Below are 26327 nucleotides of genomic sequence, written 5' to 3'. Positions count from 1 at the left end.
ATCAATGTGAGACAAAATCTCGGATTTCCACGGTTTGCGCCATAGCCCGCAGGTGAGCTCGTTTATAGAAGGACAATCCATTAGGTGAATGGCTATTTGCCGAGATGATTTATGCAACGGTGTTGACCATTCTGCATCAATATGTAAGATGTTGCCATCGATCCCGTTTAGGAATCACGCATTTGGAAATCCGTTCCGTTACCAAGGCGATTCGTCTTCTCGATGCGCTCGGCGAGGGCAACGGTGTCTATGGCGTCTCCGAACTCGCGCGCATGGTGGAGATCGACAAGAGCTCAGTGTCGCGCATGCTGCGCACGCTCGAGCAGTCGGGCTATGTCGAGCAGGATCCGGTCACCCAGCGCTATTCGCTGGGCCTCGCCGTGGGCGTGCTGGGCTACAAGGCCCTGCGGCGCATGGATCTGCGCGGCGCCGCGCGTCCGTTGCTCGAGCGGCTCGCGGAAAAGACTGGTGAATGCGCGCATCTCGCGATCCTCGCCGACCGCCGGGCCTTCTATATCGATCAGGCCGCGCCCGAGAAAGGCGTCGGCGTCGATGCGCCGATCGGCACGCTCGCCCCCTTGCACTGCACCGCTCTCGGCAAGATTCTGCTGGCTTTCCAGCCCGAGAGCATCAAGGCGGAACTGATCGGCGGCATGACATTCGAGCTGTTCACGCGCCGGACGATGGCCAGCGCCGAGGTGCTCGCCGGTCATTTGAACAATGTGCGGGCGCAGGCCATGGCCTTCGACGACGAGGAATACAGCATTGGCGTGCGCTGCATGGCAGCGCCGGTATTCCGCTATGACCACACGGTCTGCGGCGCGATCGGCATTTCCGGCCCGAGCCCGCGCATGACCGATGCGCGCCTGTCCGAATGGGAGCCGTTCCTGCGCGACATCGCCAAAGAGCTTTCGATGCGGCTCGGCTGGGACGGGTCGCTGCCGCCGGCGGAACAACAAACGGAAAGCCTGGCCACGGCCTGAGCGGTCCGACACGCCAGTATTGGAGGTATTGATGAGTGAGCGTGCAATACGCGCACGAGCACGAGCTATTGCGTCTGCCGGAGGGATTTCACCAGCGCTGTCATCGGGCGCGCTCGCGCCGCGCATCGACGTGTCGCTTTCGGAAGGAGTCGTGCTCGGCCTGCTGAAGCAAGGGGTCCGAAAGTTCTTCGCCGTGCTAGGGCACGGCAATACCGACATCGGCGAGATCCTCAGGATCTACAGCGAAGAGGGGGCCTTGCGTTTCCTCCATTGCCGCAATGAGATCGCCATGGCCCATGCCGCGACTGCGCTGGCCTGGATCTATGGCGAGACGCCCGCGGTCCTGTGCTCGATCGGGCCTGGCGCGCTGCAAGCCTATGCCGGCTCCCTCGCCGCGGCCTCCAACGGTGTCGGCGTCTATCACCTCTATGGCGATGAAACCACGCATGGCGAAGGCTACAACATGCAGCAGGTCGTAAGTGCGCGCCAAGGCGAGTTCGGCCGGCTCACCGACATTCTCGGCCGTTCCTTCGTGCTCCATACGCCGGAGGCTTTGCGCGACGCGCTGCGCCGCGGTACGCAGACCGTCCACCGTCCTTATTTTGCTGGTCCCTTCTATCTGTGCCTGCCGATCAACACGCAGCCCAAATTCATCGCCGAGCTCAATCTCGAAAGCCTTCCCGACCGGCTGTCGGTTCCGCGGACGGCGCCGGCCGATGATGCGGTCTTCGGGAAGGCGGCCGATCTCATTCTGTCCTCGGCCCGCATAGCGATCAAAGCCGGCGGCGGCGCTCGCACGGCCGCCGAATCTGTTCGTCGTCTCGCCGAGCGGATCGGCGCTGCGGTCATCCTGTCGCCTAACTCCACCGGCGTGCTGGCGGATGCGCATCCGCTCAACATGCATGTCGGCGGGAGCAAGGGCTCGATCTCCGGCAATTTCGCCATGGCGGAAGCCGAGCTCTTGATCGTGATCGGCTCACGCGCGGTCTGCCAGTCGGATTGTTCCGGCACCGGTTATCCGAAGGTGCGCCATGTGATCAATCTCAATGGCGAGATCGCCGATGCGACGCATTACAACCGCACCACCGCCTTGACCGGCGACATCGATGCGGTCGTCGCCCGCCTGCTCGATACGCTCGGCAATGCCGCCCGCTCCGATGCGACGGCCCACGCCTCTGCGGCATGGCTTAAGGAATGCGCCGCACAGAAATCGAAATGGCTGGCCCTGCGCGCTGAGCGGACTTCCGCCGCCGCTGTCTTCGATGCCGCGTGGGATGCCGAAATACTGGCGCAGCCCGCCGCCGTCGCCGCCGTCGCCCGTTTTGCACGCGAGGTCGGCGCGCTCAAGGTCTTCGATGCCGGGGACGTGCAGGCTACCGGTTTCCAGGTCGTCGAGGACGACACGCCCTTCGAGACGGTGACGGAATCGGGTGCGTCCTACATGGGCTTCGCCGCAAGCTCGCTCCTCGCCGCGGCCGCGGCCGACAAGCCGCGCTACATGATCGCCTTTTCCGGTGACGGCTCATTTATCATGAACCCGCAGATCCTCATCGACGCCGCCGTCCACAAGCTCAGTGCCATGGTGGTGGTGTTCGACAATCGCCGCATGGGGGCGATCTCCTCGCTGCAAAGCGCGCAGTTCGGCAACGACTTCGGCACCAATGATGATGTGGCTGTGGATTTCGTCGCCATGGCCAACGCCGTCGCCGGCGTGAAGGGCTTCCATGGCGGACGGACGGCCGATGAACTGCGCGAGGCCCTGAGAGCGGCTTATGCGCATGACGGCCTGTCAGTGGTCCATGTGCCGGTCTATTGGGGCGAGGCCGTCATTGGCGGCATGGGCAGCTATGGACGATGGAACGTCGGACCTTGGGTGCCTGACGTCGAGAAGCTCTATGCGGATCAGGTGATCTGACCGGATTGTCCCGTTTTACTGCTGGATTTGGTGCGATGTACGAAAATTATGGTCTCTTCATCGATGGACAATGGCGCGAGGCGCGGGACAAGCGCGTCATAGCGGTGATCGATCCGGCAACGGAGGAGCGGATCGGCGTCGTTCCGCATGCCGGACCGCAGGATCTGGACGAGGCTTTGCGCGCCGCGGCCGACGCGGCAAGCAGCTGGGCCGCGACACCCGGTTGGGAGCGCTCGAAGCTTTTGCGGCGGATCAGCGATGATCTGCGCCAGCGCGTCGAAGCCGCTGCCGCGATGATGGTGCGCGAATGCGGCAAGCCGCTGGCCGAGGCGAAGGGTGAGTTCCTGGCCGCCATCGACCAGTTCGACTGGTATGCCGACGAGGCGCGGCGCATCTTCGGGCATACGCTCGCCGGCCGCGACGGCGGGACCAAGCTCACCGTCCAGTACCGGCCGGTGGGACCGGTCGCGGCCTTCACCGCCTGGAACTTCCCCGCCCTCCTGCCTGCGCGCAAGATTGCCGCGGCTTTGGCGGCGGGCTGCACGGTCGTCCTCAAGCCGTCTGAAGAGACGCCGTCGAGCGCCTTCGTCTTCGCCGACGCCGCCAGGAAGGCGGGCCTGCCCGATGGCGTGCTCAATGTCGTGACGGGCGAGCCGGCCGAGATATCGCGCCATCTCATCGCCTCACCGGTGATCCGGAAAGTGTCCCTGACCGGCTCGGTGCCGGTCGGCAAGCTGATCATGAAGCTCTGTGCCGACGGACTGAAGCGGCTGAGCCTCGAATTGGGCGGACATGCTCCGGTCTTGGTCTTCGCCGACGCCGACCCCGTTGCCGCGGCAAAGGCCTGTGCCGCGGCCAAGTTCCGCAATAGCGGGCAGGTCTGCATTTCGCCGAGCCGCTTCTATGTCCATGCCTCGATCCACGCGCCCTTCGCGGCCGCGATGGCCGAGAGCGCCAAGGCGCTGCGGCTCGGCTCAGGCCTAGATCCTCAAACCACCTGCGGTCCGATGATCAATGCACGTGGACGCGAGCGCGTCGAAAGCCTGGTTGCCGACGCCGTGAGCCATGGCGCCAAGGTCCTGGCCGGCGGAGCGCGGCCTTCCGAATTCAATCGCGGCTTTTTCTATCAGCCGACCGTGCTCGACATGGTGCCCGAGGCGACGAGGGTGATGCGCGAAGAGCCCTTCGGTCCGATCGCGCCGATCGCGAGCTTCGAGAGCTTCGATGAAGCTATTGGACGCGCCAATGCGACACCCTTCGGGCTCGCGGGCTATGTGTTCTCGAGCTCGCTTTCGACGGCCAATAGAGCGGCCGATGCGCTCGATGTCGGCATGGTCGGGGTGAACGACATGATGCTGGCCTCCGCCGAGATACCCTTCGGCGGCGTGAAGGAGAGCGGCTTCGGCCGCGAAGGCGGGCAGCTCGGTATTCTCGATTATCTCGAAGCCAGGTATGTGAAGATGAGGCACACATGAGGCTGAAAAACCATGACGGGCGATAGCGCCAAGGGACTGAGGCGCGGCCTCACCAATTACGGCGACCGCGATTTCAGCCTGTATCTCAGGCGGTCGTTTGCGAGCTCGATGGGCTATAGCCGTGAGATGCTCGATCGCCCGATCGTCGGGATCGCTCATTCGGCGAGCGGCTTCAACAATTGCCATCGGCATTTTCCGGAGATGATCGAGGCGGTGAAGCGTGGCGTCCTGGCCGCGGGCGCGCTGCCGGTCGAGTTCCCGACGATCTCGTTGGGCGAAGTATTCCTCAATCCGACCAGCCTCAAATTCCGCAATCTCATGTCGATCGACGTCGAGGAGATGATCCGCGCCCAGCCGATGGATGCGGTGGTGCTGCTCGGCGGCTGCGACAAGACGGTGCCGGCCCAGCTCATGGGGGCGGCATCGGCGGATGTGCCGGCGATCCAGCTGGTTGCGGGGCCGATGTCGACCGGGCGCCACCGCGGCGAACGCCTGGGAGCCTGTACCGATTGTCGTCGTTTCTGGGCGAAGTACCGCGCCGGCGACGTCGACCGGCAGGAGATCGACATGGTCGAGCGGCGTCTCGCCTCGACCGCTGGAACCTGCGCCGTCATGGGGACAGCCAGCACCATGGCAGCGCTCGCCGAGGGGCTGGGCCTGATGCCGTCGGGCGCCGCCACCATCCCGGCCGTCGACGCCGATCGTCTCAGAATGGCCGAGGACACCGGCCGGATCGCCGTTTCGCTGATCGGCGCCGAGCATTTGCGGCCGAGCCGGATCCTGACCGAGAAGGCCTTCGAGAACGCCTTGCGGCTTCTCCTGGCCCTGGGCGGCTCCACCAACGCGATCATTCACCTCGCGGCCATTGCCGGCCGTCTCGGCGTCAAGGTCGACCTCAGGAAACTCAATGCGCTCAGCGACACGACGCCGGTGCTGATCGATCTCAAGCCCACCGGTGCCGGCTATATGGAGGACCTGCATGCGGCAGGCGGCATACCGGCGGTGCTGCGCGAGCTTCGTTCCTTGCTTCATCTCGATTGTCTGACGGTGACGGGAGAGACGATCGGCGATCGCGTGGCCGCGGCGCCTGAGTGGGTGGATCGCAGCTATGTCAGAAGCTGTGCCGATCCGGTGCGCGAGAATGGCGGCCTCGTCGCGCTGTTCGGTAATCTGGCGCCGCGTGGCGCGATCTTGAAACGGTCGGCCGCCGACCCGACGCTGTTCGAGCGTGAGGGGAGAGCGGTCGTCTTCGAAAGCCTGACGGATCTCGCCGCTCGCGTCGACGATCCCGCTCTCGATGTGACGGCGGAGGATTTCCTCGTCTTGAAACATGCGGGACCGGCGAGCGAAGCGGCCATGCCGGAAGCCGGCTACTTGCCGATACCGGCGAAGCTCGCGCGGGCCGGCGTCATGGACATGGTGCGCATCTCCGATGCGCGCATGAGCGGCACGGCCTATGGCACGATCGTCCTGCATGTGACTCCAGACGCTTCCTCCGGCGGGCCACTGGCGCTGGTGCGCAATGGCGATCGCATCAGGCTGAGCGTACGGGAGAGGACGATCGAGCTTCTTGTTGACGCGGGCGAGCTCGACCGCCGCGAGGCCGAAAGGCCGGCGCGCGATGCACCGGCGCGCCGCGGCTATGCGAAGCTCTATGACGAGCAGATCCTGCAGGCCGATGAGGGCTGCGATTTCGACTTCCTCACGGCTGAGCCAAAGCCTTGACCGCCCAGGCCCGGCCCATGAGGCGGATGGGGACTTCCCTGCCGAGGTTTTCGGCAAGCCGCGCTTTCAGCCAGGCGCGCCGGTCTTCGGGAAGCGACAGGCAATAGCCGGGGGCAGGGCCGGCACCGAGCGTGAAGGGCCGCCAGAACGATTCGAAGTCCGCAAACACCGTCTCGATCTCGAGCGGCTCGATGGCAGGCGACGGCAATCCGGCCTCCCGGCACAGGTTGGCCAATCCCTCGCGCGTGCAGAAGGGAAAGCGCTTGGCCTCGTCGAGCCCCTTCGCCTTTTCATCGATGGCGCCTGCCGCCTTCCAGAATTCATCGATGAAGCCCATGCCGCCGCCGGGATAGTCCCAGACATAGAAGGAGAGGAGGCCCTGGGGCTTCAGCACCCGTTTCATCTCGGCGAGAGCGGCGAGCTTGTCGGGGATGAAGTTCAGGACGAGAGCGGACGTGACGACGTCCATGACGGCATCCGGCGCCGGCAGCTTGCCGGCATCGGCCATCTCGAAGGTGACGCGTTTGTCGGTCACCATCGAGCGCGCATAAGCGATGAAATCCTTGGAGGGCTCGATGGCGAGAATGGATTTGGGATTGCAGTCGGAGAGGAGCGTGGCGGTCAAGGCCCCTGTACCGCAGCCGATCTCGAGCCAGTCGGCGCGGCGCGGGGGCGAGAGCCAGCGCAGGAACTCGCTCGCCATCTGGCGGCTCCAGCGCCCCATATAGTGTTCGTAGTTCTGGCCCGCACTCCACGCGTCGAATTGGGCAGGCTGGGTCATCGTCATGATCTATCCTTTTGAAGGTCAGATTTTCGGCGAAAGCCGGCGCGCCCAGCGCGGGGGACATTACTGGGGAGCGGGGCCGGAAGGAATAGCTTTCGCTTACTGGCATGTTGTTTTTTCCTCTAGAAAGCCTTGTGGCGGCGGGCAAAAACGCCAAATCACTGATTTTCCTCAATTTTATCATTTGGTTGAATAAAGTTCCGCTTGCCCCTAGTCTGGTTGCGCGATTGCAACCGGGGACGGAACCTCATGACACTCAGCAGGACGGCAGGCCTGAGGCTTGCCATGGTGGCTGCCTTGTCATCGCTGGCCGCAGGCGAATGGGCAGCGACCGCGCAGGCAGCTACTCCAACACGTGACGACGCCATGGCCGCTTGCCGCGCCAGATATGGCAAGAAGGTCACCAATGTCATCATCAACAAGGACGGCACGCTCACCTGCCAATGGCAGGTCGTGCGGGAGATGACGCATGCCGAGGCCTGGGAAGCCTGCCGGAAGCAGTTCGGCGCAACCCAGGCTTTGGTGCATAAGACAAAGAAAGGCTGGCGGTGCCGGTACAAGGCGAGATATTGACCATGTCTCCCATCGTGAAGATGAGCGGCAAATGGGAATGTCGGTATTATGGCCGCTTCTAGGCTTGCCGGAAGCAGCGCTTGAAAGCCTTCGCGCGCATCACGGACGATATGATCGTCGATTGGACCAGGCGCTTTGCCGCTTGGCCGAGCGAGCAGAGCGCGCTCATGGAAAACGATCCGGCGGTGCGCGGTTTCGTCACCGATTGCGTTCGGCCGCTGATCGAAAGTTTCGGCATCGCCTGCCGGATCGATGCCATGGGCAATCTCGCCGCCGTCATCGGACCGGCGACGGCGCCGATCGAAATGGCGCTCATCGGCTATGCGATGACCCATCCGCGTTCCACCATGCGCGATCCCTTCGCGGCCGACCTCGTCGAGATCGACGGCGAGACATCCGTGCGGGGCAGGGGCGTCAGCGAGCAGAAAGCGGCCCTGGCCGCGGCCCTCGCTGCATTCATCGACACCGCTTCCGCCAAGCGCCTGTCGGCACGCGTGGCCTTCATCCTGCTCACCGCCGGCGAGACCGGCCGGCACGATGCGATAGAAGCCGCCCTTTCAAGCCTTGCCGACAAGCCGCGCCACGCCATCCTCGCCGTCGGCACGGACATGAAAATCTCGCTCGGCAATCGCGGCCGGCTCGATATCGACGTCACGATCGAAGGCATGGCCGCCCATAGCAGCACGCCCTGGGAGGGACGCGATGTGACGGCCGGCATTGCCGCGATCCTGAATGTCGCCCAGCGCCTGTCCGGCGACGGTCAGGCCGCCGCGGAGCTGGGACCTGCGACCTTGACCTGCACCGCGATCAGGACTTGGCCGGAGGCAACCCATACGATCCAATCGCGCGCGCTTATGATCTTCGATCGCCGCCTGTTGCCGTCGGAAGACGTCGATGAGGTCTTCGAGGACATCGCTTCCGCCTTCCGGGCGGCGACCCCGCTCACGCTCCGCGTGACGAAGGGACCTCATATGCTGGGGGCTCACCTCCCGCGCACATCCTCCTTCGTGGCGCGTCTTGAACGGGCTCTGGCCACGGCGGATGCGGCCATGCCTGATTACTATCTTTCCCACAGCGCGCTCGATGCCGGCTATCTGGCGGCTCACGACGTCGAGACGGTCACCTGGGGACCGGGCAGTCCGAAGCAATTCCATACCGATGATGAGTCGGTTCGGGTCACCGACCTCTTGACCATGGCCAGGACATACAAGACCGTCCTGGCGGGATTTTGCGGACGGAAGTGACGCACTTCATTCGGACGGTTATTGATGGCAGTATCCGCCGATGAATCGTTTCCCCGAGAATCACCGTCGGATGCGTCTCACGGCGGCTGCGTTCTTCCTGGCGGCAGCCCTCTCGTCATTCACGGGCGAGGCCGCCGCCGCCCGTGGCGACAAGATCTATGATCACGCCTGGGCTTGCTCGACCTTGTACAGCCGGGCGCCCATCAAGGTGCTCAATGGCGATGACCCCGAGACCGCGACCTGCCTGGGCGAGGGCAAGAAGGGCCGCCCGCCGATGTCGCGCGGCGACGCCTGGAGCCTATGCCGCGAGCAGTTCGACACCACCACCCAGTTCATCAACTGGACAAGCAAGGGATGGCATTGCCGCTATTATCCCCGTTAGCAAAGTGACAGATCATGACACTACTCTTTATCGGCATAGTGATCTTCATCGGCTCCCATCTGCTGGCCATGTTCTTCACCGGACCGCGCGACCGGCTGCTGGAGCGCCTGGGGGAGGGCCCTTACAAGGGCCTGTTCTCGCTGGTTTCGGCGGTCGGCCTGGGCCTCATGATCTATGGCTTCTACACGACGCGCGGCGCGCTCGAGCCCGACGACTATCTCTATGCGCCCGCACCCTGGACGCGCCATGCCGCGATGGGGCTCGTCCTCCTCGCCTTCATCTTCATCGGCGCCTCGCATGGCAAAGGCTATCTGAAGCTATGGCTGAAACATCCGATGTCGATCGGCATCGGCCTGTGGGCCATTGCCCATCTTTTCGCCAATGGCGAGCGGCCGGATGTCATCTTCTTCGCCTCGTTCCTCGCTCTCGCGGTGCTCGACATCATTCTCTCGAGCCTGCGCGGCAAGCTTCCGCATCATGAGCCGCAGGTCAAATCCGATGTGAGGGCCGTCATCATCGGCGTCATCCTCTATCTGATCTTCCTGTTCGGCTTCCATCCCTATATTCTGAAGCTGCCGATCGTCGCATGATCCTGCTTGGCCTGGGCGTCGTCCTTTTCGCCCTCTGTCATCTCACCCTGGCGGTGCCGCAGGCGCATGACGCGTTGCGCCGGCGCTTCGGCAAATATTACGGCCCGGGTTTCGGGCTCCTCTCGCTCATTCCCCTGGTGCTGATCATCCTGGGCTGGCGGATGTCGCCTTTCGTCCCGGCCTATGAGCCGCCATCCTGGGGCAGGATCGCGACATTCATCCTGGTGCTCCTGGCATTTCTCTGCCTCGGCGTTTTCCTGTTCCGCGGCAGCTTGCGCCAGCGCCTGCGCTTCCCGCTCGCCTGGGCCGTCGTCTTCTGGTCGCTGGGCCATCTTCTCGCCAATGGCGATCTGGCGAGCCTCATCCTGTTCGGCGGCATGTTGATCTATGCCTTGGCGCATCTGGCGCTGGGGACCGCCAATGGCATTCGCCCAAGCTCCGTCGTGCGCCAAGGTCATGACGTCATCTCGATCGTGATCGGGGTGGCGCTCTACGGTGTCGTTGCGCAATTGCATGCGCTCTTCACCGGCGTCCCGGTCGTTACGCTTTCCTGAGCTACGCAGCGTTCGAGCGCTTCGGCAGCTTCCAGTTCGGGCGGACGAAGTGGCAAGTATAGCCGTTCGGATAGTGTTCGAGATAATCCTGGTGCACGGCCTCCGCTTCCCAGAAATCGCCGACGGGGGCGAGTTCGGTGACGACCTTGCCGGGCCAGAGCCCTGAGGCGTTCACATCGGCAATCGTGTCCTCTGCTGCCTTCCGTTGCTCCTCGGAGGTGTAGAAGATCGCCGAACGGTAACTCGCTCCCACGTCATTGCCCTGCCGGTTCCTTGTCGTCGGGTCATGGATCTGGAAGAAGAATTCCAGGATCGTGCGGAAGTCGGTCTTGGTGGGATCGAAGATGATCTCGATCGCCTCGGCGTGGCTGCCATGGTTGCGATAGGTGGCGTTCTTCACATCACCGCCCGAATAGCCGACGCGAGTGGAGAGTACGCCCGGATAGCGGCGGATCAGATCCTGCATGCCCCAGAAGCAGCCTCCCGCCAGCACGGCACGTTCAGTCTTGGCGCTCATCCTTGCGCTCCTTCCTTGGCAAACAACTTAACGTACTCGCCGTAGCCCTGCTTTTCCAGTTCGGCGAGCGGGACGAAGCGGAGCGAGGCCGAATTGATGCAATAGCGCAATCCACCCGCCTCGCGCGGGCCATCGGGAAATAGGTGGCCCAGATGGCTGTCGCCATTGGCCGAGCGCACCTCGGTACGCACCATGCCATGGCTCATATCGCGGTTCTCGACGATATTCTTGACGTCAACGGGCTTGGTGAAGCTCGGCCAGCCGCTGCCGCTGTCGAACTTGTCGACGGAGGCAAAAAGCGGCTCGCCCGAGACCACGTCGACATAGAGACCGGGCTTCTTGTTGTCCCAGTATTCATTGGCGAAAGGACGCTCGGTGCCGTCCTCCTGGGTCACCCGGTACTGCTCGGGCGTGAGGCAGGACAGCGCCTCGGGGTTCTTCCGGTAGGTGTTCATTTCCGTCCTCCTGTTCGGTTTTGCCCATAGATGGGGTTGGATCGGCCCGGGGTCCAGTGCCTTGCCGTCATGGTTTCGATGCCGGCAGGTACGGGCGGCCCTGGATTGTCCGATATGCAGGGCTGCCCCGCAATCCCTTGAGCGGGTTGCCCCCCTCCCGCGACCGCGATAGTTTGCCCGCCATGTCTCTGCACACCGACCAGAAGCGTCTCACCGCTCCCGAAATCACCGCGCGCAAGGGAGGCGACCCGATCGTCGCCTTGACCTCCTACCATGCCCATACTGCGGCGATCGCCGACAAATACTGCGATTTCCTCCTCGTCGGCGATACGCTCGGCATGGTGATGCACGGCTTCGAGACGACCCTGCCGGTGCCGCTCGAGCTCATGATCATGCATGGCCGCGCCGTGATGCGCGGCGCCAAGCGGGCCCTCGTCGTGGTCGACATGCCTTTCGGCTCCTACGAGGAAAGCCCGGCGCAGGCCTTCCGCAATGCCGCCCGTGTCGTGAAGGAGACCCAATGCGGCGCCATCAAGCTCGAAGGCGGCCGGCGCATGGGCGAGACCATTCGCTTCCTCTCCGAAAGGGGCATTCCGGTAATGGCCCATATCGGGCTGACGCCGCAGTCGATCAATGTTCTGGGCGGCTTCAAGACGCAAGGCCGCAAGCACGATCAATGGGCGGAAATCGAGGAAGACGCCCGCATTGTCGCGGAAGCGGGCGCCTTTTCGGTGGTGCTCGAGGCGCTGGTCGAGCCGCTGGCGGTCAAGATCACCAAGTCCGTTCCCATCCCGACCATCGGCATCGGCGCCTCGGCTCAGTGCGATGGTCAAATCCTCGTGATGGAGGACATGCTCGGCCTCTCCCCCAGGGTGCCCAAATTCGTGCGCGAATTCGGCGAGGTCGGCAGGGCCATAGAAAAGGCGATCAGCTCCTATGCGACGGAAGTCCGTGCACGGAGCTTTCCGGGCTCGGCCAACGTCTACGAAGACAAGAAGTAGACCGTCTGCTGCCGACTTTGGATTGAAACAATCCGAAGGCATCGTCGCCCCGGCTTGCTATAACAGTCCTACGAATCATGGGAAGTCGATGATCCTCTCACGGCGGTCCTTCATGCTCGGCGGTGCGGCATTGGCGGCAGTGCCCGCGAAGGTTTTGGCCGAGCAGACGGAGGACGGCTTCACCCTCCTGACCATGCGCCCGGTCGATGCCCGGCTCATGGAGAGCGACAGGCCGGCGACGAAGCTCGAGAGCCTTTCCGGCGCCTGGCCGCCGCCCGTCTTGCGCGCCAGGCAGGGCGAGGAATTCAAGGTGCGCTTCGTCAACGAGCTCGACCGCCCTGTCGCCTTGCATTGGTACGGCCTGCGCGGGCCATCCGATCTGATGAGCATCAGCGTGGCGCCGGGCAAGGACAACGCGTTCGACTGCGTCTTCATGCCGCCCGATGCGGGGACATTCTGGCTATCGCCGGTCGCCGACGTCTCGCGCCAGCGCGAGATGGGGCTTTACGCGCTGGTGGTGGTCGAGGAACGCGAGCTGGCGGAGAAATTCGCCGAAATTCCGCTCATCTTCGACGACTGGCAGCTGACCGATGACGGCCAGATCGACGCCTCGACCTTCGGCAATCTGCAGGATGCCATCGGCCAGGGGCGCCTCGGCAACTGGTTCACGGTGAACGGGGCCTACCGCCCGAAGATCGACATGTCGGCAGGCCTCGTACGCCTGCGCATCCTCAATGCCGCCAATGTCCGCACCATGGCGATCGTGTTCAAGGGCGCCGATCCCTTGGTCATCGCCGAGGACGGTCAGCCGGTTCCCCCGCGCGAGCTCAGCCGTCAGGGCCTCATCCTGGCTCCCGGACAGCGCAGCGACCTCCTGGTCGGAGAAGGCGAGGAGACCCTGACGCTTGCCGTCAACCTGTTCGAGGATATCATCGAAGCCGCCTATCTCAACCGCAGAGGCGCTTCCCAACCCGTGGCCCTGCCGGACAATTTCGCGCTGCCGCCCAATCCCATCTCGACGGACCTCGACCTGGACAAGGCCAGGACCGTCCCCTTGACCCTGGAAGGGGGCGAGAAGGGCGGCATGACCGGGGCGCTCTATGGCGGAGAGAAACTCGATCTCAGGGCCCTGCTCGAAAAAGGCATGGCCTGGGCGATCAATGGCACGGCAGGCCTCGCCGCCCAACCCTGGGAGACCTTTACGGAGGGGGAGAGCGTGGTCCTCGACGTCGACAACCGGACCAAATTCGACCAGCCGCTCCATATCCATGGCCATGTCTGGAAGATCATCGAGGACCAGCCCCAGCCCTGGCGCGACACGGTGGTCATACCGGCGGGCGCCCAGGCGAAACTGGGCTTCGTGGCCGATAATCCCGGCGAATGGGGCATCCAGAGCGCCTTTGCCGAGCGGGTCGATTCGGGCCTCATCACCTCTTTCGAGGTGACTGCGTAAGCTTTTGCCTTGATTTGGCCGTTCGGCTAAATTAGCAGCTCCATCAAAGCCTTATAGAATCCAAGGTGGGAGCCCCATACAAGTGAGCGACGAATCGCTATTCAGAGAAGTGGACGAGGAAGTCCGCCAGGAACAATACAAGAAAATCTGGAAGCAGTACGGCAACTATTTCACCGCCATGGCGGTGCTGGTGGTCGTCCTCGTCGCCGGCTTCAAAGGCTGGCAATATTGGCAGCTCAGCCAGTCGGAAAAGGCGGCCCGGGTCTTTGCCGACGCCGTGACGAAGCTGGAAGAGGGCAAGACGGCGGATGCTGAGGCGGCCTTCGCCGCGATCGACCACACGGGCTATGCCAAGCTCGGCAGTTTGCGCCGTGCCGCGGCCCTCGACGGCCAAGGCAAGAAGGATGAGGCGGTCGCTCTTTACGACGCCCTGGCCAACGACCAGAACAACGAGCAATCCATTCGCGACCTGGCCCGCATCAGGTCCGGCTATATACTGGTCGACAAGCAGGCCCCGGCCGAGCTCATCAACCGGCTCGGCGCCTTCGACAACGAGCAGAGTCCCTGGCGCGGCCTCGCGCGCGAGATATTTGCCCTCGCGGCCTACCGGACGGGTGATTATGCCATGGCCGACCGCTATCTTAACGCAATCATTGCCGACCAGGGTGTAGCCTTGGAACTGCGCCAGCGCGCGCAAACGCTGCTGGAAGTGATCACACCTCTTCTGAGTACGAAAAAGTAAGGCGTGGTCGCGAAACTGCCGGACTTTTCGGGCAGGACCACGCGGAAAAGGAACAACGCCGATCATGCGAACCAACAGGCTCTGGCCGATCCTGGCAACCTCCATCTTCCTATCAGGCTGCAGCACGGCCTCGGATTTGCTCGAGAATGTCGCGGGCGAAAAGGATGTCGTGCTGCCCGGCAAGCGCGAAAGCGTCCTCTCTCCGAACGACTCGACCGCCGGCCAGAATCTGACGTCGAGCGAGCCGATCGTCATCCCGACGGCGGAGACCAATTCGAGCTGGGCGCAGCCGGGCGGCCAGGCGACCAATTCCTTCGGCAATCTGTCGGCCGGCGCCACGCTGTCGCGCGCCTGGGCGGCGAGTGCCGGGGAAGGCACGACCAGCGAAGGCCGCATCGTGGCAAGCCCGATCGTCGTCGGCGGCACCGCCTATGTGCTCGACTCGCGCAGCAATGTGACGGCGATCCGCACCTCGGGTGGCGGCCAGCTCTGGCAAGTCTCGCTCATCCCGGAAGGCAAGAGCACCCGCGCTTTCGGCGGCGGCCTCGCTTCCGACGGCCAGCGCATCTATGCGACCTCGGTCTTCGGCGAAGCGCTGGCGCTCGATGCCTCGACCGGCGCCATCCAGTGGCGCAAGAAGCTCGGAGCACCGGTGCGCGCGGCACCCACGGTCGCCAATGGCGCGATCTACTTCACCGGCTCGAGCAACGAAGTCTTCGCGCTCCGTGCCAGCGACGGCGGCGAGCTGTGGAAATATCAGGGTGCGGGCGGGCGTGCCACGATCGCCTCGAGCCCCAGCCCCGCCGTGTCCCAGGGCTTCGTCGTGATCCCGACGACGGCAGGCGAGATCGTCGCCTTCACCGCGAGCGACGGCCTTGAAGCCTGGAGCGATGCCCTGACCTCGAGCGACCCGACCGCCACCGCCACCAATATCGGCAGCGTTGCCGGACGGCCCGTCATCGACGGCAAGCAGGTCTTTGCCATCTCCAATGCCGGCCGCATGGCCGCCTTTGACCTGAGCAGCGGCGAACGGCAATGGGCGCGCGATATTTCCGGCTCGCAGACGCCCTGGGTCGCGGGCGACCATGTCTTCGTCATCGTCAACGGCAAGACCTTGATGGCGCTGTCGCGCCGCACCGGCGGCGTGCGCTGGAGCAAGGATTTGCCGGGCAAGGTCTGGGCCGGGCCGGTTTTGGGCGGCGGCCGGCTTCTCGCCGTCAGCTCTGACGGCCAGCTCGCCAGCATCTCCGCCCAGACGGGCGAGATCCTCAACACGACGAAGATCGGCGATGCGTTCTACATCGCGCCCGTCATCGCCAATGGCACGGTCTATCTGCTTTCGGATGATGCCGAGCTGATCGCTCTGCGCTAATCATCCCCTATGACCGCGAAAGTCGCGATACTCGGCCGGCCCAATGTCGGCAAGTCGACGCTGTTCAACCGGCTGGTGGGCCGCAAGCTGGCGCTGGTCGACGACCAGCCGGGCGTCACGCGTGACCGCCGCGAAGGCGAGGGCCGCCTTGCCGATCTGACCTTTCGTCTTTTCGACACCGCCGGCCTCGATGCCGCCCCGCGCGGCAGCCTCGAGGACCGCATGAGCGCCCAATCGGAAGCGGCCATCGCCGACGCCGACGTCTGCCTCTTCGTCATCGATGCGCGCGCCGGCGTGACGCCGGTCGATCGCGAATTCGCCGGCAAGCTCAGGCGCCATGGCAAGCCGGTGCTGGTGCTCGCCAACAAGTCGGAAGGCCGCGCCGGCGAGGCGGGCGTCCTCGAGGCCTATGCCCTGGGACTTGGCGATCCGATCGCCATATCGGCCGAGCATGGCGAGGGCATGGATGCGCTCTACGATGCGCTCGTCCCCTTCGTGAAAGGCGAAGAGGACGACGCGGATGACGAGGCCGAGGCGGCAGAGGCGGAGAACAGGCCGCTCAAGCTCGCGGTCATCGGCCAGCCCAATGCCGGCAAGTCGACGCTGGTCAATGCGCTTCTGGGCGCCGACCGTCTCCTGACCGGGCCCGAGGCCGGCATCACCCGCGATGCCATCGCCATCGACTGGTCGTGGCGCGGCAAGCCGGTGATCTTGTGGGACACGGCCGGCATCAGGCGCAAGTCGCGCGTGACGGGCAAGGTCGAGAAGCTCGCGGTGGCGGATGGCCTGCGCGCCATACGCTTCGCCGACGCGGTCATCGTGCTGATCGATGCCGGCCTCGAGATCGAGCGCCAGGACCTGACCCTTGCCGACCTTGCCGCCCAGCAGGGCCGGGCTGTCGTCATCGCGTTGTCGAAATGGGACATGGTCGAGGACAAGCAAAAGCGGCTCAAGGATGTGAAGGAGGACATGGCGGAAATCCTACCGGAGATCAGGGGCGTCACCATCGTTCCGGTCTCCGCCCATCAGGAGAAGGGGCTCGACCGGCTGATGGAGGCGGTCTTTGCCGCCGCCGAGAAATGGAATACCCGCATCTCGACGGGCCAGCTCAACCGCTGGCTCGAAGGCATGCTGGAGCGCAATCCACCGCCCGCGCCCTCGGGCCGGCGCATCAAGATCAGATACATGACGCAGGTCAACGCGCGGCCGCCGACCTTCTCGCTCTTCGGCAACCAGCTCGACAACCTGCCCGAAAGCTATGTGCGCTATCTGATGAATGGCCTCAGGGAAAATTTCGACCTCTGGGGCACGCCCTTGCGCTTCAACCGCCGCGGCGGACGCAATCCGTTCGACAAGGACAGAAAATGACTCAAAGCCTCACCACCGTCGTCTTCGATATCGGCAATGTCCTCGTCGCCTGGGACCCGCGCCATCTCTATCGCCGCTATTTCTCAGGCCGCGAGGACGAGATGGAGTGGTTCCTGAAGAATGTCTGCACGCCCGCCTGGAATGTCGAGCAGGATCGCGGGCGGAGTTTTAGCGAAGCGGTCGAGCTTCTGGTCAAAGAGCATCCGCCTGAGTGGCATCCGATGATCCGCGCATTCGATCAGGAATGGCACGAGACGATCTCAGGGCCGATCGACGGCAGTGTCGCCATCCTCAAGAAGCTGAAGGCGAGCGGGGTGCCGGTCTATGCCATCACCAACTGGAACCAGGACAAGTTCCGCGAGGCGCTCCAGCGCTTCGATTTCCTCAACAGCTTCGACGGCATCGTGGTGTCGGGCGATGAAGGCCTGCTGAAGCCGGAGCGGGAGATCTTCGACATCTTCTTCAAGCGCTATGGCGTCGTTCCGGAGAGCGCCGTCTTCATCGACGACAGCAAGCACAATGTCGAGGGCGCCCGCGCCGCCGGCATGCATGCCCTGCACTTCACCTCGCCCGAGGCACTGGCGCGCGATCTGCGCGGGCTCGGTTTCTCGGTTTAGGCGCCCAGCGGCGAAAACAGCGAATATCAGGGATTATCAGGGATTATCAGGGAATTTTCGTAAAAGAATCTCCGCCTGAGTAATATCAACGGCTTAGCTTTCCGGAGCAGGGAATTCAGAATTTCCAGGAACAGGGGACTCAACTTTTGATCTCCGCGCCCGGGGCACCATCTCCCAGTCTGGCATTTCCCAAATCTCACCCTTTGGCCCGCTATTGCAAGAGGGATCTCCATCGCGCTTTCCAGGAGAACAGTTCCGATCATATCGAGGCTGGCGCGATTTCGTGTTATCAAGATCTTTTGTGCGCTGGCTGGGGTGAAACATGAAAGAGATCCTTGTTGCCATGTGGTCCGCGATCTTGGCGCGCGGGATTGTGAGCGTCCTGTTCGGGCTGTTTGCCATCTTCTGGCCAGCACAGTTCCTTCAGTTCCTGGCTCTGGCCTTCGGCGCCTATGCGCTGATCGACGGCCTGCTTACGATCTGGAGCGCGCTGTCGCCCAAGGCGGAAGGATCGAACCGTGTCCTGCTGATGATCAATGGCGTCATCAGCGCCATCGTCGGCCTTGCGGCTCTGATCATCCCGGGCCAGATCGCGGTCTACCTCATCCTGCTCATCGGCCTGTGGAACATCGCCATGGGCGTGCTGCAGCTCGTGGCGGCCATCGTGCTGCGCAAAGAACTCGAAGGCGAGATATGGCTCGCCATAGCGGCCATCATCTCCATCCTGTTCGGCGCCGCGATCGTCGCCAACTGGGTCTGGGGCGTCATTGCGGTTGCGCTGTTGATCGGCATTGCGGCCCTGGTCGTGGGCGTGGCCCTCATCGCCTTCGCATGGCGCCTGCGCGGCATCGGCAACCAGTTGCTGGCGCGCGAACGGTAACGGTGCTGCCTCAGACCTGCTTCTCGGGCACCGGCTGCGCCGAAGGGCGCGTGCGCTTGAAGACCTGGCCGAAGCCACCGCGTTGCACGATCTGCTGGTCAGCCAGCGCGCCGATGAGGATGACGGTGCCGATCACGGCGAAATTGAGCGAGCTCGGAATGCCCAGCAGGTTGACCAGGTTCTGCAGCACCTGCAGCAGGATCGTGCCGAGCACGATGCCGAGCACCGAGCCTTCGCCGCCACGCAAGGAACAGCCGCCGAGAACGGCGGCGGCGATGGCATAGAGCTCGTAGAAATTGCCGTGCGAAGCGGGTGAGATCGAGCGCGTATACATGGCGAGGAAGATGGCGGCGAGGCCGGTCAGGCCGCCGCAGATGATATAGGCGGAGGCGATGACCCGCCCGGTGCGGATGCCGGAATAGCGTGCCGCCTCTTCATTCTTGCCGACGGCGAAGAGATAGCGTCCGAAGACCGAGCGGTGCAGCACCACGCCCATGACGATCGCGATGAGGATGAAGGCGATGAAACTGTGCGGAATGCCGAAAGTGCGGCCGGCCACCAGCCATTCGAGTGTCGGGAAGCTGGTGCCGAAGGCGAAGCCCGCTGTCGCATCCTCGGTATAGAAGCGAGCGATGCCACGATAGATCAGGAGGCCGCATAAAGTGACGATAAAGGGCTGCAGGTTCATCCGGGTGACCAGGAAGCCATGCAGCGAGCCGAGCATGAGGCCGGCGAGGATGATGACGAGGAAGGCAAGGACCCAGTTCACCTGATAGGTAGAGAGCAAGTCGATGAAGATGACGCCGAGGAGCGCCAGCATCGAGCCGACCGACAGCTCTATGCCGCCGGTGATGATGACGAAACCGACGCCGATCGAGAACAGGCCATAGAGGCCGATGAGGTTCATGGTGTTGGAGAGATTGATCGGCAAGAGGAAGCGCGGATTGATGAAGGCGACAATGGCGCCCACCACCAGGATGAAGACCAACAGACCGAGATCTTTTTTCAGCATCGCTTATCCTATTGCAGCCTCTGGCCGACCGCCAGCTTGAGCACGTTGTCTTCGCTGAACCGGTCGCGCGCCAGGAAACCGCTGATTTGGCCTTCATGCATCACCGCCATGCGGTCGCTGACCCCGATCACCTCTTCCATGTCGCTCGAGATCATCAATATGGCGACACCGCGATCGCTTAGAGCCCGCATCAGCTCATAGATCTCCTGTTTGGCGCCGACATCGACGCCGCGCGTCGGCTCATCGAAAATGATGATCTTAGGCGCCATCGAGAGCCATTTGGCGAGCACGACCTTCTGCTGGTTGCCGCCCGAGAGCGTGCCGGCCAGGGTGCGGATCGAACGCGACCTGATATTGAGCTGCTTGCGCTGATGCTCGGCATTCTCGGCTTCCGGGACCGCCTGCATGAGCCAGTTGCGGGAATAGGCGGCAAGATCGGGAAGCGAGATGTTCTCCGAGATCAAGACATCGAGCAGGAGACCCGAGCGCTTGCGGTCCTCGGGAACGAGGAAAATGCCGTTATCGATCGCTTCGCGCGGCGATGCGATCGTCAGGATCTTGCCATGGAGCCTGATGTCGCCGCCGAGCTTGCGATCGATGCCAAAGAGGACCCGGGCGAGCTCGGTGCGGCCCGAGCCGACGAGCCCGGCAAGGCCCAATATCTCGCCTTCCCGCAAGGTGAGGCTGACACTGCGGTGGGGGAAGGCCGCGGTGCGCAACTCATCGAGAATGAGAGCGTCGCCGCGCGGCGGTGCGGCGGGCGGCAGGTAGAGCGATTTGAGGCTACGCCCGATCATCAGGCGGATCATCGCCTCATGCGTGATCCGGTCGCGGTCGAGCTCACCCACCTTGCGCCCGTCGCGCAGGACGATCACCCGGTCGGCGCAACGTTCCACCTCATGCAGGCGATGCGAGATGAAGATGATGCTCACTCCCGACGCCTTGAGATCGGCGATGATCTTGAGAAGGCGAGTGGTCTCGGCCACCGTGAGGCTCGAGGTCGGCTCGTCCATGATGACGACACGCGCGTCGAGCGACAGGGCCTTGGCAATCTCGACGAGTTGGCGCTGCGCCAGCGACAATTCGGCGACAGATGTCGCGGGCGTGAAGTCGGCGCCCAAGAGGTTGAGGAGCTTTTGCGTCTCCAGATGCGTGGTCCGGTTGTCGACGAGTCGAAACGGACCGCCTTTGAGCGGCTCACGCCCGATGAAGACATTGGCCGCCACATCGAGATTGTCGAAGAGATTGAGCTCCTGATGCACGAAAGCGATGCCGGCGCGAGACGCCTCGGCGACGGTGAGAACCGCATGGGCCGTGCCCGAAATGCGGATCATGCCGTGATCCGGCGCCACGACGCCGCCCAGGATCTTCATCAGGGTCGATTTGCCGGCGCCGTTCTCGCCCACGAGCCCGACCACCTCGCCGTGAGCGATGGCGAAATTGACATTGTCGAGGGCGACGACCCCCGGATAAGCCTTGCTGATGTCGCTGAGTTCCAGAAACGGCGCGGCCATTGCCGGCTCAAGCTCCTCGCATCTCGATGATCCTGGCTTTCGAATCCTCTGACGATTTCATCGCAGATGCAAGTGAGGCTGCGGCCGGCATCCCGAACTGCCGGCCGCCATAGCCCCCGGGGATCTACTTTCCGACCCTGGCCTTGAGTTCCGTCTCGAAGGCATCGACATTGGCCTTGTCGATCACCTGGCCGGGCACGATAATGAGGCCGTCGGCCGGGATGCCGGCCTTGTCGCCCTCGAGAAATTTCGCCATTAGCTTCATGCCCTGATAGCCCCATTCATAAGGATTCTGCACGACGGTGCCTTCGATCGTGCCTTCGCGCACGCCGCCCAAGGTGATCGGGTCCTCGTCGAAGCCGATGACTTTGATCTGGCCGAGCTTGCCCGATTCCTTGAGCACCTCGTAGATCCGCGGCGTATTGTACGAATAGAAGCCGACCATGCAGGTGACGTCCGGCATGGCGGCGAGCGCGTCCTCGACATTGCGCTTGGCGCGCGTCTGGTCGATGTCATCGCCGCGCACGTCGACGAGCTCGACCTTCGAGCCCTTGATGACTTCCTTGACGCCTTCGATGCGCTCGCGCGCATTGTCGGCGCCGGGCAGGCCGACGAAGCCGACGCATTTGCCGCCCTCAGGCAGCGCCTTCAGCATCAACTGGCCGGCATTCTTGCCGAGTTCGACATTGGAGCTGCCGATATAGGCGATGCGCTTGCTTTGCGGCGCGTCGCTGTCGGTGGTGAAGAGGGGGACCTGGCCGCCGACCCGGTCGAGCGCTTCGGTCGAGGTCTTGGGATCGATGGCGCTCACCATGATGGCCGAGACGCCGGCGGCGACGAGGTCATCCATCAGGCGCTGCTGGATCGCGGCCGCCGCCTGCTCGGGATATTTGAGCTCGAGCGTGTAGTTGGGGAGCTCCTCCTGCGCCTTCTTGACGCCCGCTTCGGCGATCTTCCAGAAATCCGATGCGCCATTGACGACGAAGGCGAGCGTCTTCTTGTCTTGCGCCGTGGCGCTCATCGTCATCGACAGAGCCATCGCCAAGGCGGCACCCGCCATGAGCAAACGTTTCATGCTTTCCTCCCTGAAGTGCCGCGCGGGGATTTACCGGACGGCAGAAATGTTGCTGTTTATTTGTATGACAAAAGCTAGGCGATTGATCGCAAGGCGTCAATACGGAGCGATCGTTTCCCGCCGCGTCGTCCTATTTTGATTGATGCAAGACGCGACCGTCGCAAGCTGACGGGATTCGCTCAGCAAAACCCTGCATTCCCTCAGATGTTTGAACTGGGGGTCAGATGTCTCAGCTTTGCAGGACCGATCGTGAATCTATCCAGCAATACCCTCATGCTGAAGGTGCCCGGCGAAGCCGGGCCTCTAAGCATCCATCAGGATAGAGCGAGAACGCTGCGACACACCCTTCGAGGCTCGCTACGCTCGCACCTCAGGGTGAGGTGTTGAGCCGATTGTGCCTGATCGGATCCTACCGCCGGCCCGCTTCGAACAAGAACCACACGCGCCGCTCGGCCTGATCGATCCAGTTCTCGAGCAGGCTCGCGGTGGCGACATCGCCGTGCTCGTCGCACACGTCGTGCGTTTCGCGCATGCGCTGGGTGAGCTCCAGATTGTCTTCGCGCAGCTCCGCCAGCATGTCGTCCGGTGTGACGAAGTCGGCGTCGTTATCGGCCACGCGCTGCAATTTGGCGATATGGCCGATCGATCGGATGGTCGTTCCGCCGATCTTGCGGGCGCGCTCGGCGATCTCGTCCGTCGTCGAGAAGATCTCGGCGGCCTGCTCATCGAGTAGCAGGTGATAGTCGCGGAAATGCGGGCCGGAGACATGCCAGTGGAAGTTCTTGGTCTTGAGATAGAGCGCGAACATGTCGGCGAGGAGTGCAGCGAGGACGGCGGAAATGTCCTTGACCGCGTTCTCACCCAGATTGCCGGGGGTGGCGAGCGGAGCTTTTCGGCGCTCGCGAGCGTCTTTGTCCATGGATGGCCTCCGAGGGATGGATTGCGAATTGCGCAGATCGATCTTTATGAAGCGCGTGACCGGCGGAAAGTTCCATACCTTCCGGCCGGCCGCTTGCGCCGCGACTATGTCGCGAGCCAGGGGGAAGCCCTAATGAATTTTCAGCAACAGCCTATTGTGCCGGTTCCGCAGGCCGCTTGAACTTGAACAGCCCCGTGGGCGCATATCTGTAGGTAGCGCCCCTGACGGCCCGGAAATCCGGCAGGCACATCTGGACCAGTTGCTCGGCGACCGTTTCGGCGCTCGGCACGATCTCCGGGTCTTCGCCCGGCATGGCTTGCGCCCGCATGCGGGTGCGCGTCGGCCCAGGGCTGAACATGTTCACGCTCACCGTCGTCTGAGCGCTTTCCGCCACATAGGTGCCGACCAGCGCCTCGAGCGCCGCCTTGGAAGTCGAATAGGGTCCCCAATAGGCGGTCGTCTTATAGGCCTGACCCGAGGTCACGAAGATCGCACGTCCATCATCGGAGCGTTTGAGCAGGGGATCGAGCGAGCGGATGAGCCGCCAGTTCGCCGTCACATTGACGGCCATCACCTCGTCCCAGGTCTTGGGCTCGATATGGCCCAAGGGCGAAAGCTTGCCTAGGATCCCGGCATTGCCGATGAGGATGTCGAGCTTGCCCCAGCGTTCATAGATCGCAGCACCCAGCCGGTCGAGGGCGGGAAAGTCCTTGATGTCGGCGGGCACCAGCGTCGCCGAGCCGCCCGCGCTCTTGATCTCGTCGTCGAGCTCCTCGAGCCCGCCCTGGGTGCGAGCGAGGGCGATGACATGGGCGCCATTCCGGGCGAGGCCAATGGCTGCATATTTGCCGATGCCGCGCGACGCACCGGTGACGACCGCGATGCGGTTCTCAAGTTCTCTGGTCATGAAAGCTCAGCCGGCCTCGGCGAGGAGCGAAAGCTGCTGTTTGGCCGATTCACCGACGATGTCGGTGAGGTGGGTCGGATAATCACCGGTGAAGCAGTGATCGGTGAATTGCGGCCGGATCGGATCGCGCTTGTCATAGCCTACGGCACGATAAAGCCCGTCGACCGAAAGGAAGGCGAGTGATGTGACGCCGATATAATCGCGCATCTCTTCGAGCGTGTGGGTGGCGGCGAGAAGCGATTTCTGCTCCGGCGTGTCGATACCGTAGAAATCGGGATGCCGGATCGGCGGGCAGGCGATGCGCATATGCACCTCGCGCGCGCCCGCTTCATACATCATGCGCACGATCTTGACCGAGGTGGTGCCGCGCACGATCGAGTCATCGACCAAAAGCACGCGCTTGCCGCTGATCACGGCGCGATTGGCATTGTGCTTGAGCTTGACGCCGAGCGCGCGGATGGTCTGGGTCGGCTCGATGAAGGTGCGCCCGACATAGTGGTTGCGGATGATGCCGAGCTCGAAGGGGATCTTGGCCTGCTGCGCGAAGCCCAGCGCCGCCGGCACGCCCGAATCCGGCACCGGGATGATCACATCAACATCGGCCGGCGCCTCCTGCGCCAGCTGGCGGCCGAACTGCTTGCGCACCTCATAGACCGAGCGGCCGCCGAGGATGCTGTCAGGCCGCGAGAAATAGACATATTCGAAGACGCAAGGCCTCGCCTGCATGCGCGGGAAGGGTCTGAGCGACTCGACGCCGTCTTCGGAGATGACGACCACTTCGCCATTCTCGACCTCGCGCACGAAGCGGGCGCCGATGATGTCGAGGGCGCAGGTCTCCGAGCACAATATATAAGCGCCGTTGAGCTCGCCCAGGATCAGCGGCCTGATGCCGAGCGGATCACGTGCGCCGATGAGCTTCTTATTGGTTATGGCGACCAGGGAATAGGCGCCTTCGAGCGCCCTCAGCGCATCGATATAGCGCTCGACGAGGCGCGGCTTCTGCGAGCGAGCGACCAAATGCAGGATGACTTCCGTGTCCGATGTCGACTGGCAGATGGCGCCCTGCGCCACGAGCTCGCGCCTGAGAGTCAGGCCATTGGTGAGATTACCATTGTGCGCGACCGCGAGACCGCCGGTCGCGAGCTCCGCGAAGAGCGGCTGCACATTGCGCAAAATGGTTTCGCCGGTCGTCGAATAGCGCACATGGCCGAGCGCCATCCGTCCCTTGAGGCGATTGATGGTCGCTTCGTTCGAGAAGTGATCGCCGACCAGCCCCAGCCGGCGCTCGGAATTGAAGCGCTCGCCGTTGAAGGCGACGATGCCGGCCGCCTCCTGGCCGCGGTGCTGCAAGGCGTGGAGGCCGAGCGCGGTCAGAGCCGCGGCATCGTCATGCCCGAATATCCCGAAGACGCCGCATTCCTCACGCAGCGTGTCGCCGTCGAGATCGAAATTGAATTCAGGCGTCGGCGCCGTCATTGCGTCTGTCCTCAATTGGGATTGGTCTGGCCGCCGAAATCAGGCTGCTCCTGGTTGTCGGGAGGCGGCGTGTTCTGGTTGTTCTGATTGTTCTGGTTGTCCTGGCTGCCCTGGGTTCCCTGGATCAGCTGGTCGAGGCCTTGCGACTCGTTCTTCTTGTAGCCTTCCTCGTCGCTCGGCGAGGCTTGCGTCTCGCCGCTCCCGGTCTGCGCCGCGGGCGGCTGCTGCGCGGGCGTCTGGTTGGTGAGGATCGATGAGTTGGTCAGCGTTTCGGCGATATCAGGCGGCACCAGATCCAGAATGACGGATCCGACCGACTGGATGATCGGCAGCGAGCGGGCGTTCTTCACCCAGTCTTCTTGCCGGTCGATGGGAATGAGCCAGCCATAGAAGAGATAGGCGATGACGACCAGCACCAGTCCGCGCCCCAGCCCATAGAAGAAGCCGAGTGTGCGGTCGAATGCGCCGGCGGCGGAATCGACCACGACATCGGAGAGCTTGACGCTGATGAGCGACACGACGATCAGCACGACGAGGAACACAGCACCCCCGACGGCGATCTTGGCCACGATCTCGGGCTGGAGATATTGGCCCGCCATGCCGACAAGCTCGCGCGAGTGGATGGCGAAATAGGCCGCGACCGCGGCCGCGCCCCAGGCGATGAGAGAGAGGACCTCGCGGGTGAAGCCGCGCATCAGCGCGAGCAGGCCCGAGATGATCATGATGCCGGCGAGAATGAGATCGAGCAGTTGAAATGGCATTAGCCAGTCCGTCCATTAAGGGCGTTTATCGGC

27 protein-coding genes are annotated in these 26327 nt (G+C 63.4%); 17 read left to right on the top strand and 10 right to left on the bottom strand.

Going from position 1 to position 26327, the window contains the following annotated elements; translation table 11 throughout:
- The first annotated feature begins 182 nt into the window (after window positions 1-182).
- The 4 genes from DS839_RS05295 to DS839_RS05280 are packed head-to-tail and all read left to right on the top strand — an operon-like array spanning window position 183 to window position 6098.
- A complete protein-coding gene (locus tag DS839_RS05295; protein ID WP_162918319.1) occupies window positions 183-983 on the top strand; it encodes an IclR family transcriptional regulator in 801 nt (266 codons plus the stop codon).
- 31 nt (window positions 984-1014) lie between these two features.
- Window positions 1015-2898, top strand: a complete 1884-nt coding sequence (locus DS839_RS05290; RefSeq protein ID WP_119269232.1) for a thiamine pyrophosphate-dependent enzyme — start codon at window positions 1015-1017, stop codon at window positions 2896-2898.
- A 35-nt stretch (window positions 2899-2933) separates the two neighbouring features.
- Entirely contained in the window at window positions 2934-4373 is a 1440-nt protein-coding gene (locus DS839_RS05285; protein WP_119269231.1) for an NAD-dependent succinate-semialdehyde dehydrogenase, read from the top strand.
- Between the two features lie 12 nt (window positions 4374-4385).
- Window positions 4386-6098 carry a dihydroxy-acid dehydratase gene (locus DS839_RS05280; protein WP_119269230.1) on the top strand — a complete coding sequence of 571 codons (1713 nt, stop codon included), beginning with the start codon at window positions 4386-4388 and terminating at the stop codon, window positions 6096-6098.
- Here DS839_RS05280 and DS839_RS05275 read toward each other — a convergent pair.
- The gene (locus tag DS839_RS05275; RefSeq protein ID WP_368911202.1) at window positions 6076-6885 is read right to left on the bottom strand and encodes a class I SAM-dependent methyltransferase; all 810 of its coding nucleotides are present in this window, start codon (window positions 6883-6885) and stop codon (window positions 6076-6078) included. The two genes, DS839_RS05280 and DS839_RS05275, sit on opposite strands and share 23 nt — an antisense overlap.
- Here DS839_RS05275 and DS839_RS36315 point away from each other — a divergent pair.
- The 6 genes from DS839_RS36315 (at window position 6884) to DS839_RS05250 (ending at window position 10225) form a co-directional block, all read left to right on the top strand.
- Entirely contained in the window at window positions 6884-7078 is a 195-nt protein-coding gene (locus DS839_RS36315) for a hypothetical protein (protein WP_162918318.1), read from the top strand. The two genes, DS839_RS05275 and DS839_RS36315, sit on opposite strands and share 2 nt — an antisense overlap.
- A gap of 53 nt (window positions 7079-7131) precedes the next feature.
- Window positions 7132-7455, top strand: a complete 324-nt coding sequence (locus tag DS839_RS36310; protein ID WP_162918317.1) for a hypothetical protein — start codon at window positions 7132-7134, stop codon at window positions 7453-7455.
- 80 nt (window positions 7456-7535) lie between these two features.
- A complete protein-coding gene (locus tag DS839_RS05265) occupies window positions 7536-8699 on the top strand; it encodes a M20 family metallopeptidase (protein ID WP_119269228.1) in 1164 nt (387 codons plus the stop codon).
- A 40-nt stretch (window positions 8700-8739) separates the two neighbouring features.
- On the top strand, window positions 8740-9081 hold the full coding sequence (locus DS839_RS05260; protein WP_162918316.1) for a hypothetical protein: 342 nt from the start codon (window positions 8740-8742) through the stop codon (window positions 9079-9081).
- Window positions 9082-9095: 14 nt separating this feature from the next.
- Window positions 9096-9671 (top strand): NnrU family protein, encoded by a 576-nt coding sequence (locus tag DS839_RS05255; RefSeq protein WP_119269226.1) that lies wholly within the window; start codon window positions 9096-9098, stop codon window positions 9669-9671.
- The gene (locus tag DS839_RS05250; protein WP_119269225.1) at window positions 9668-10225 is read left to right on the top strand and encodes an NnrU family protein; all 558 of its coding nucleotides are present in this window, start codon (window positions 9668-9670) and stop codon (window positions 10223-10225) included. Before DS839_RS05255 ends, DS839_RS05250 begins: the two co-directional genes overlap by 4 nt.
- A gap of 1 nt (window position 10226) precedes the next feature.
- Here the strand turns inward: DS839_RS05250 and msrA are convergent, their stop codons facing one another.
- Both msrA and msrB read right to left on the bottom strand, forming a co-directional pair.
- Entirely contained in the window at window positions 10227-10742 is a 516-nt protein-coding gene (msrA, locus tag DS839_RS05245; RefSeq protein WP_119269224.1) for a peptide-methionine (S)-S-oxide reductase MsrA, read from the bottom strand.
- On the bottom strand, window positions 10739-11197 hold the full coding sequence (msrB, locus tag DS839_RS05240; RefSeq protein WP_119269223.1) for a peptide-methionine (R)-S-oxide reductase MsrB: 459 nt from the start codon (window positions 11195-11197) through the stop codon (window positions 10739-10741). The genes msrA and msrB overlap by 4 nt, the downstream gene beginning before the upstream one ends.
- Window positions 11198-11379: 182 nt before the next feature.
- Between msrB and panB the strand changes: the two genes are divergently transcribed.
- From panB to DS839_RS05205, 7 genes are all read left to right on the top strand, one after another.
- A complete protein-coding gene (gene panB, locus DS839_RS05235) occupies window positions 11380-12198 on the top strand; it encodes a 3-methyl-2-oxobutanoate hydroxymethyltransferase (protein WP_119269222.1) in 819 nt (272 codons plus the stop codon).
- Between the two features lie 88 nt (window positions 12199-12286).
- Window positions 12287-13651, top strand: a complete 1365-nt coding sequence (locus DS839_RS05230) for a multicopper oxidase family protein (RefSeq protein ID WP_162918315.1) — start codon at window positions 12287-12289, stop codon at window positions 13649-13651.
- 82 nt (window positions 13652-13733) lie between these two features.
- Window positions 13734-14393, top strand: coding sequence for a tetratricopeptide repeat protein (locus tag DS839_RS05225; protein ID WP_119269220.1), 660 nt, complete (start codon window positions 13734-13736; stop codon window positions 14391-14393).
- A gap of 64 nt (window positions 14394-14457) precedes the next feature.
- Window positions 14458-15765 (top strand): outer membrane protein assembly factor BamB family protein, encoded by a 1308-nt coding sequence (locus tag DS839_RS05220; RefSeq protein WP_119269219.1) that lies wholly within the window; start codon window positions 14458-14460, stop codon window positions 15763-15765.
- A 9-nt stretch (window positions 15766-15774) separates the two neighbouring features.
- Entirely contained in the window at window positions 15775-17133 is a 1359-nt protein-coding gene (der, locus tag DS839_RS05215; protein ID WP_119269218.1) for a ribosome biogenesis GTPase Der, read from the top strand.
- On the top strand, window positions 17130-17750 hold the full coding sequence (locus DS839_RS05210; RefSeq protein WP_119269217.1) for an HAD family hydrolase: 621 nt from the start codon (window positions 17130-17132) through the stop codon (window positions 17748-17750). The genes der and DS839_RS05210 overlap by 4 nt, the downstream gene beginning before the upstream one ends.
- A gap of 322 nt (window positions 17751-18072) precedes the next feature.
- Window positions 18073-18630 (top strand): HdeD family acid-resistance protein, encoded by a 558-nt coding sequence (locus tag DS839_RS05205; protein ID WP_119269216.1) that lies wholly within the window; start codon window positions 18073-18075, stop codon window positions 18628-18630.
- Window positions 18631-18640: 10 nt separating this feature from the next.
- Here the strand turns inward: DS839_RS05205 and DS839_RS05200 are convergent, their stop codons facing one another.
- The 7 genes from DS839_RS05200 to DS839_RS05170 all read right to left on the bottom strand — a co-directional run bounded on the left by DS839_RS05200 (window position 18641) and on the right by DS839_RS05170 (window position 26294).
- Window positions 18641-19642, bottom strand: a complete 1002-nt coding sequence (locus DS839_RS05200; RefSeq protein WP_119269215.1) for an ABC transporter permease — start codon at window positions 19640-19642, stop codon at window positions 18641-18643.
- Between the two features lie 8 nt (window positions 19643-19650).
- Entirely contained in the window at window positions 19651-21156 is a 1506-nt protein-coding gene (locus DS839_RS05195) for a sugar ABC transporter ATP-binding protein (protein ID WP_119269214.1), read from the bottom strand.
- A gap of 124 nt (window positions 21157-21280) precedes the next feature.
- Window positions 21281-22231 carry a sugar-binding protein gene (locus tag DS839_RS05190; protein ID WP_119269213.1) on the bottom strand — a complete coding sequence of 317 codons (951 nt, stop codon included), beginning with the start codon at window positions 22229-22231 and terminating at the stop codon, window positions 21281-21283.
- 409 nt (window positions 22232-22640) lie between these two features.
- Window positions 22641-23150, bottom strand: coding sequence for a Dps family protein (locus DS839_RS05185; RefSeq protein ID WP_119269212.1), 510 nt, complete (start codon window positions 23148-23150; stop codon window positions 22641-22643).
- A gap of 151 nt (window positions 23151-23301) precedes the next feature.
- Window positions 23302-24057 carry an SDR family NAD(P)-dependent oxidoreductase gene (locus DS839_RS05180; RefSeq protein WP_119269211.1) on the bottom strand — a complete coding sequence of 252 codons (756 nt, stop codon included), beginning with the start codon at window positions 24055-24057 and terminating at the stop codon, window positions 23302-23304.
- A gap of 6 nt (window positions 24058-24063) precedes the next feature.
- Complete coding sequence (gene purF, locus DS839_RS05175; protein ID WP_119269210.1) at window positions 24064-25533, bottom strand: amidophosphoribosyltransferase; 1470 nt, start codon at window positions 25531-25533, stop codon at window positions 24064-24066.
- A gap of 11 nt (window positions 25534-25544) precedes the next feature.
- Window positions 25545-26294 (bottom strand): CvpA family protein, encoded by a 750-nt coding sequence (locus DS839_RS05170; RefSeq protein WP_119269209.1) that lies wholly within the window; start codon window positions 26292-26294, stop codon window positions 25545-25547.
- Window positions 26295-26327: the final 33 nt, after the last annotated feature.

This window comes from Taklimakanibacter deserti (assembly GCA_003574785.1).
The sequence above is the reverse complement of the archived record's forward strand: the minus strand, read 5'-3'. Positions and strand labels throughout refer to the sequence as shown.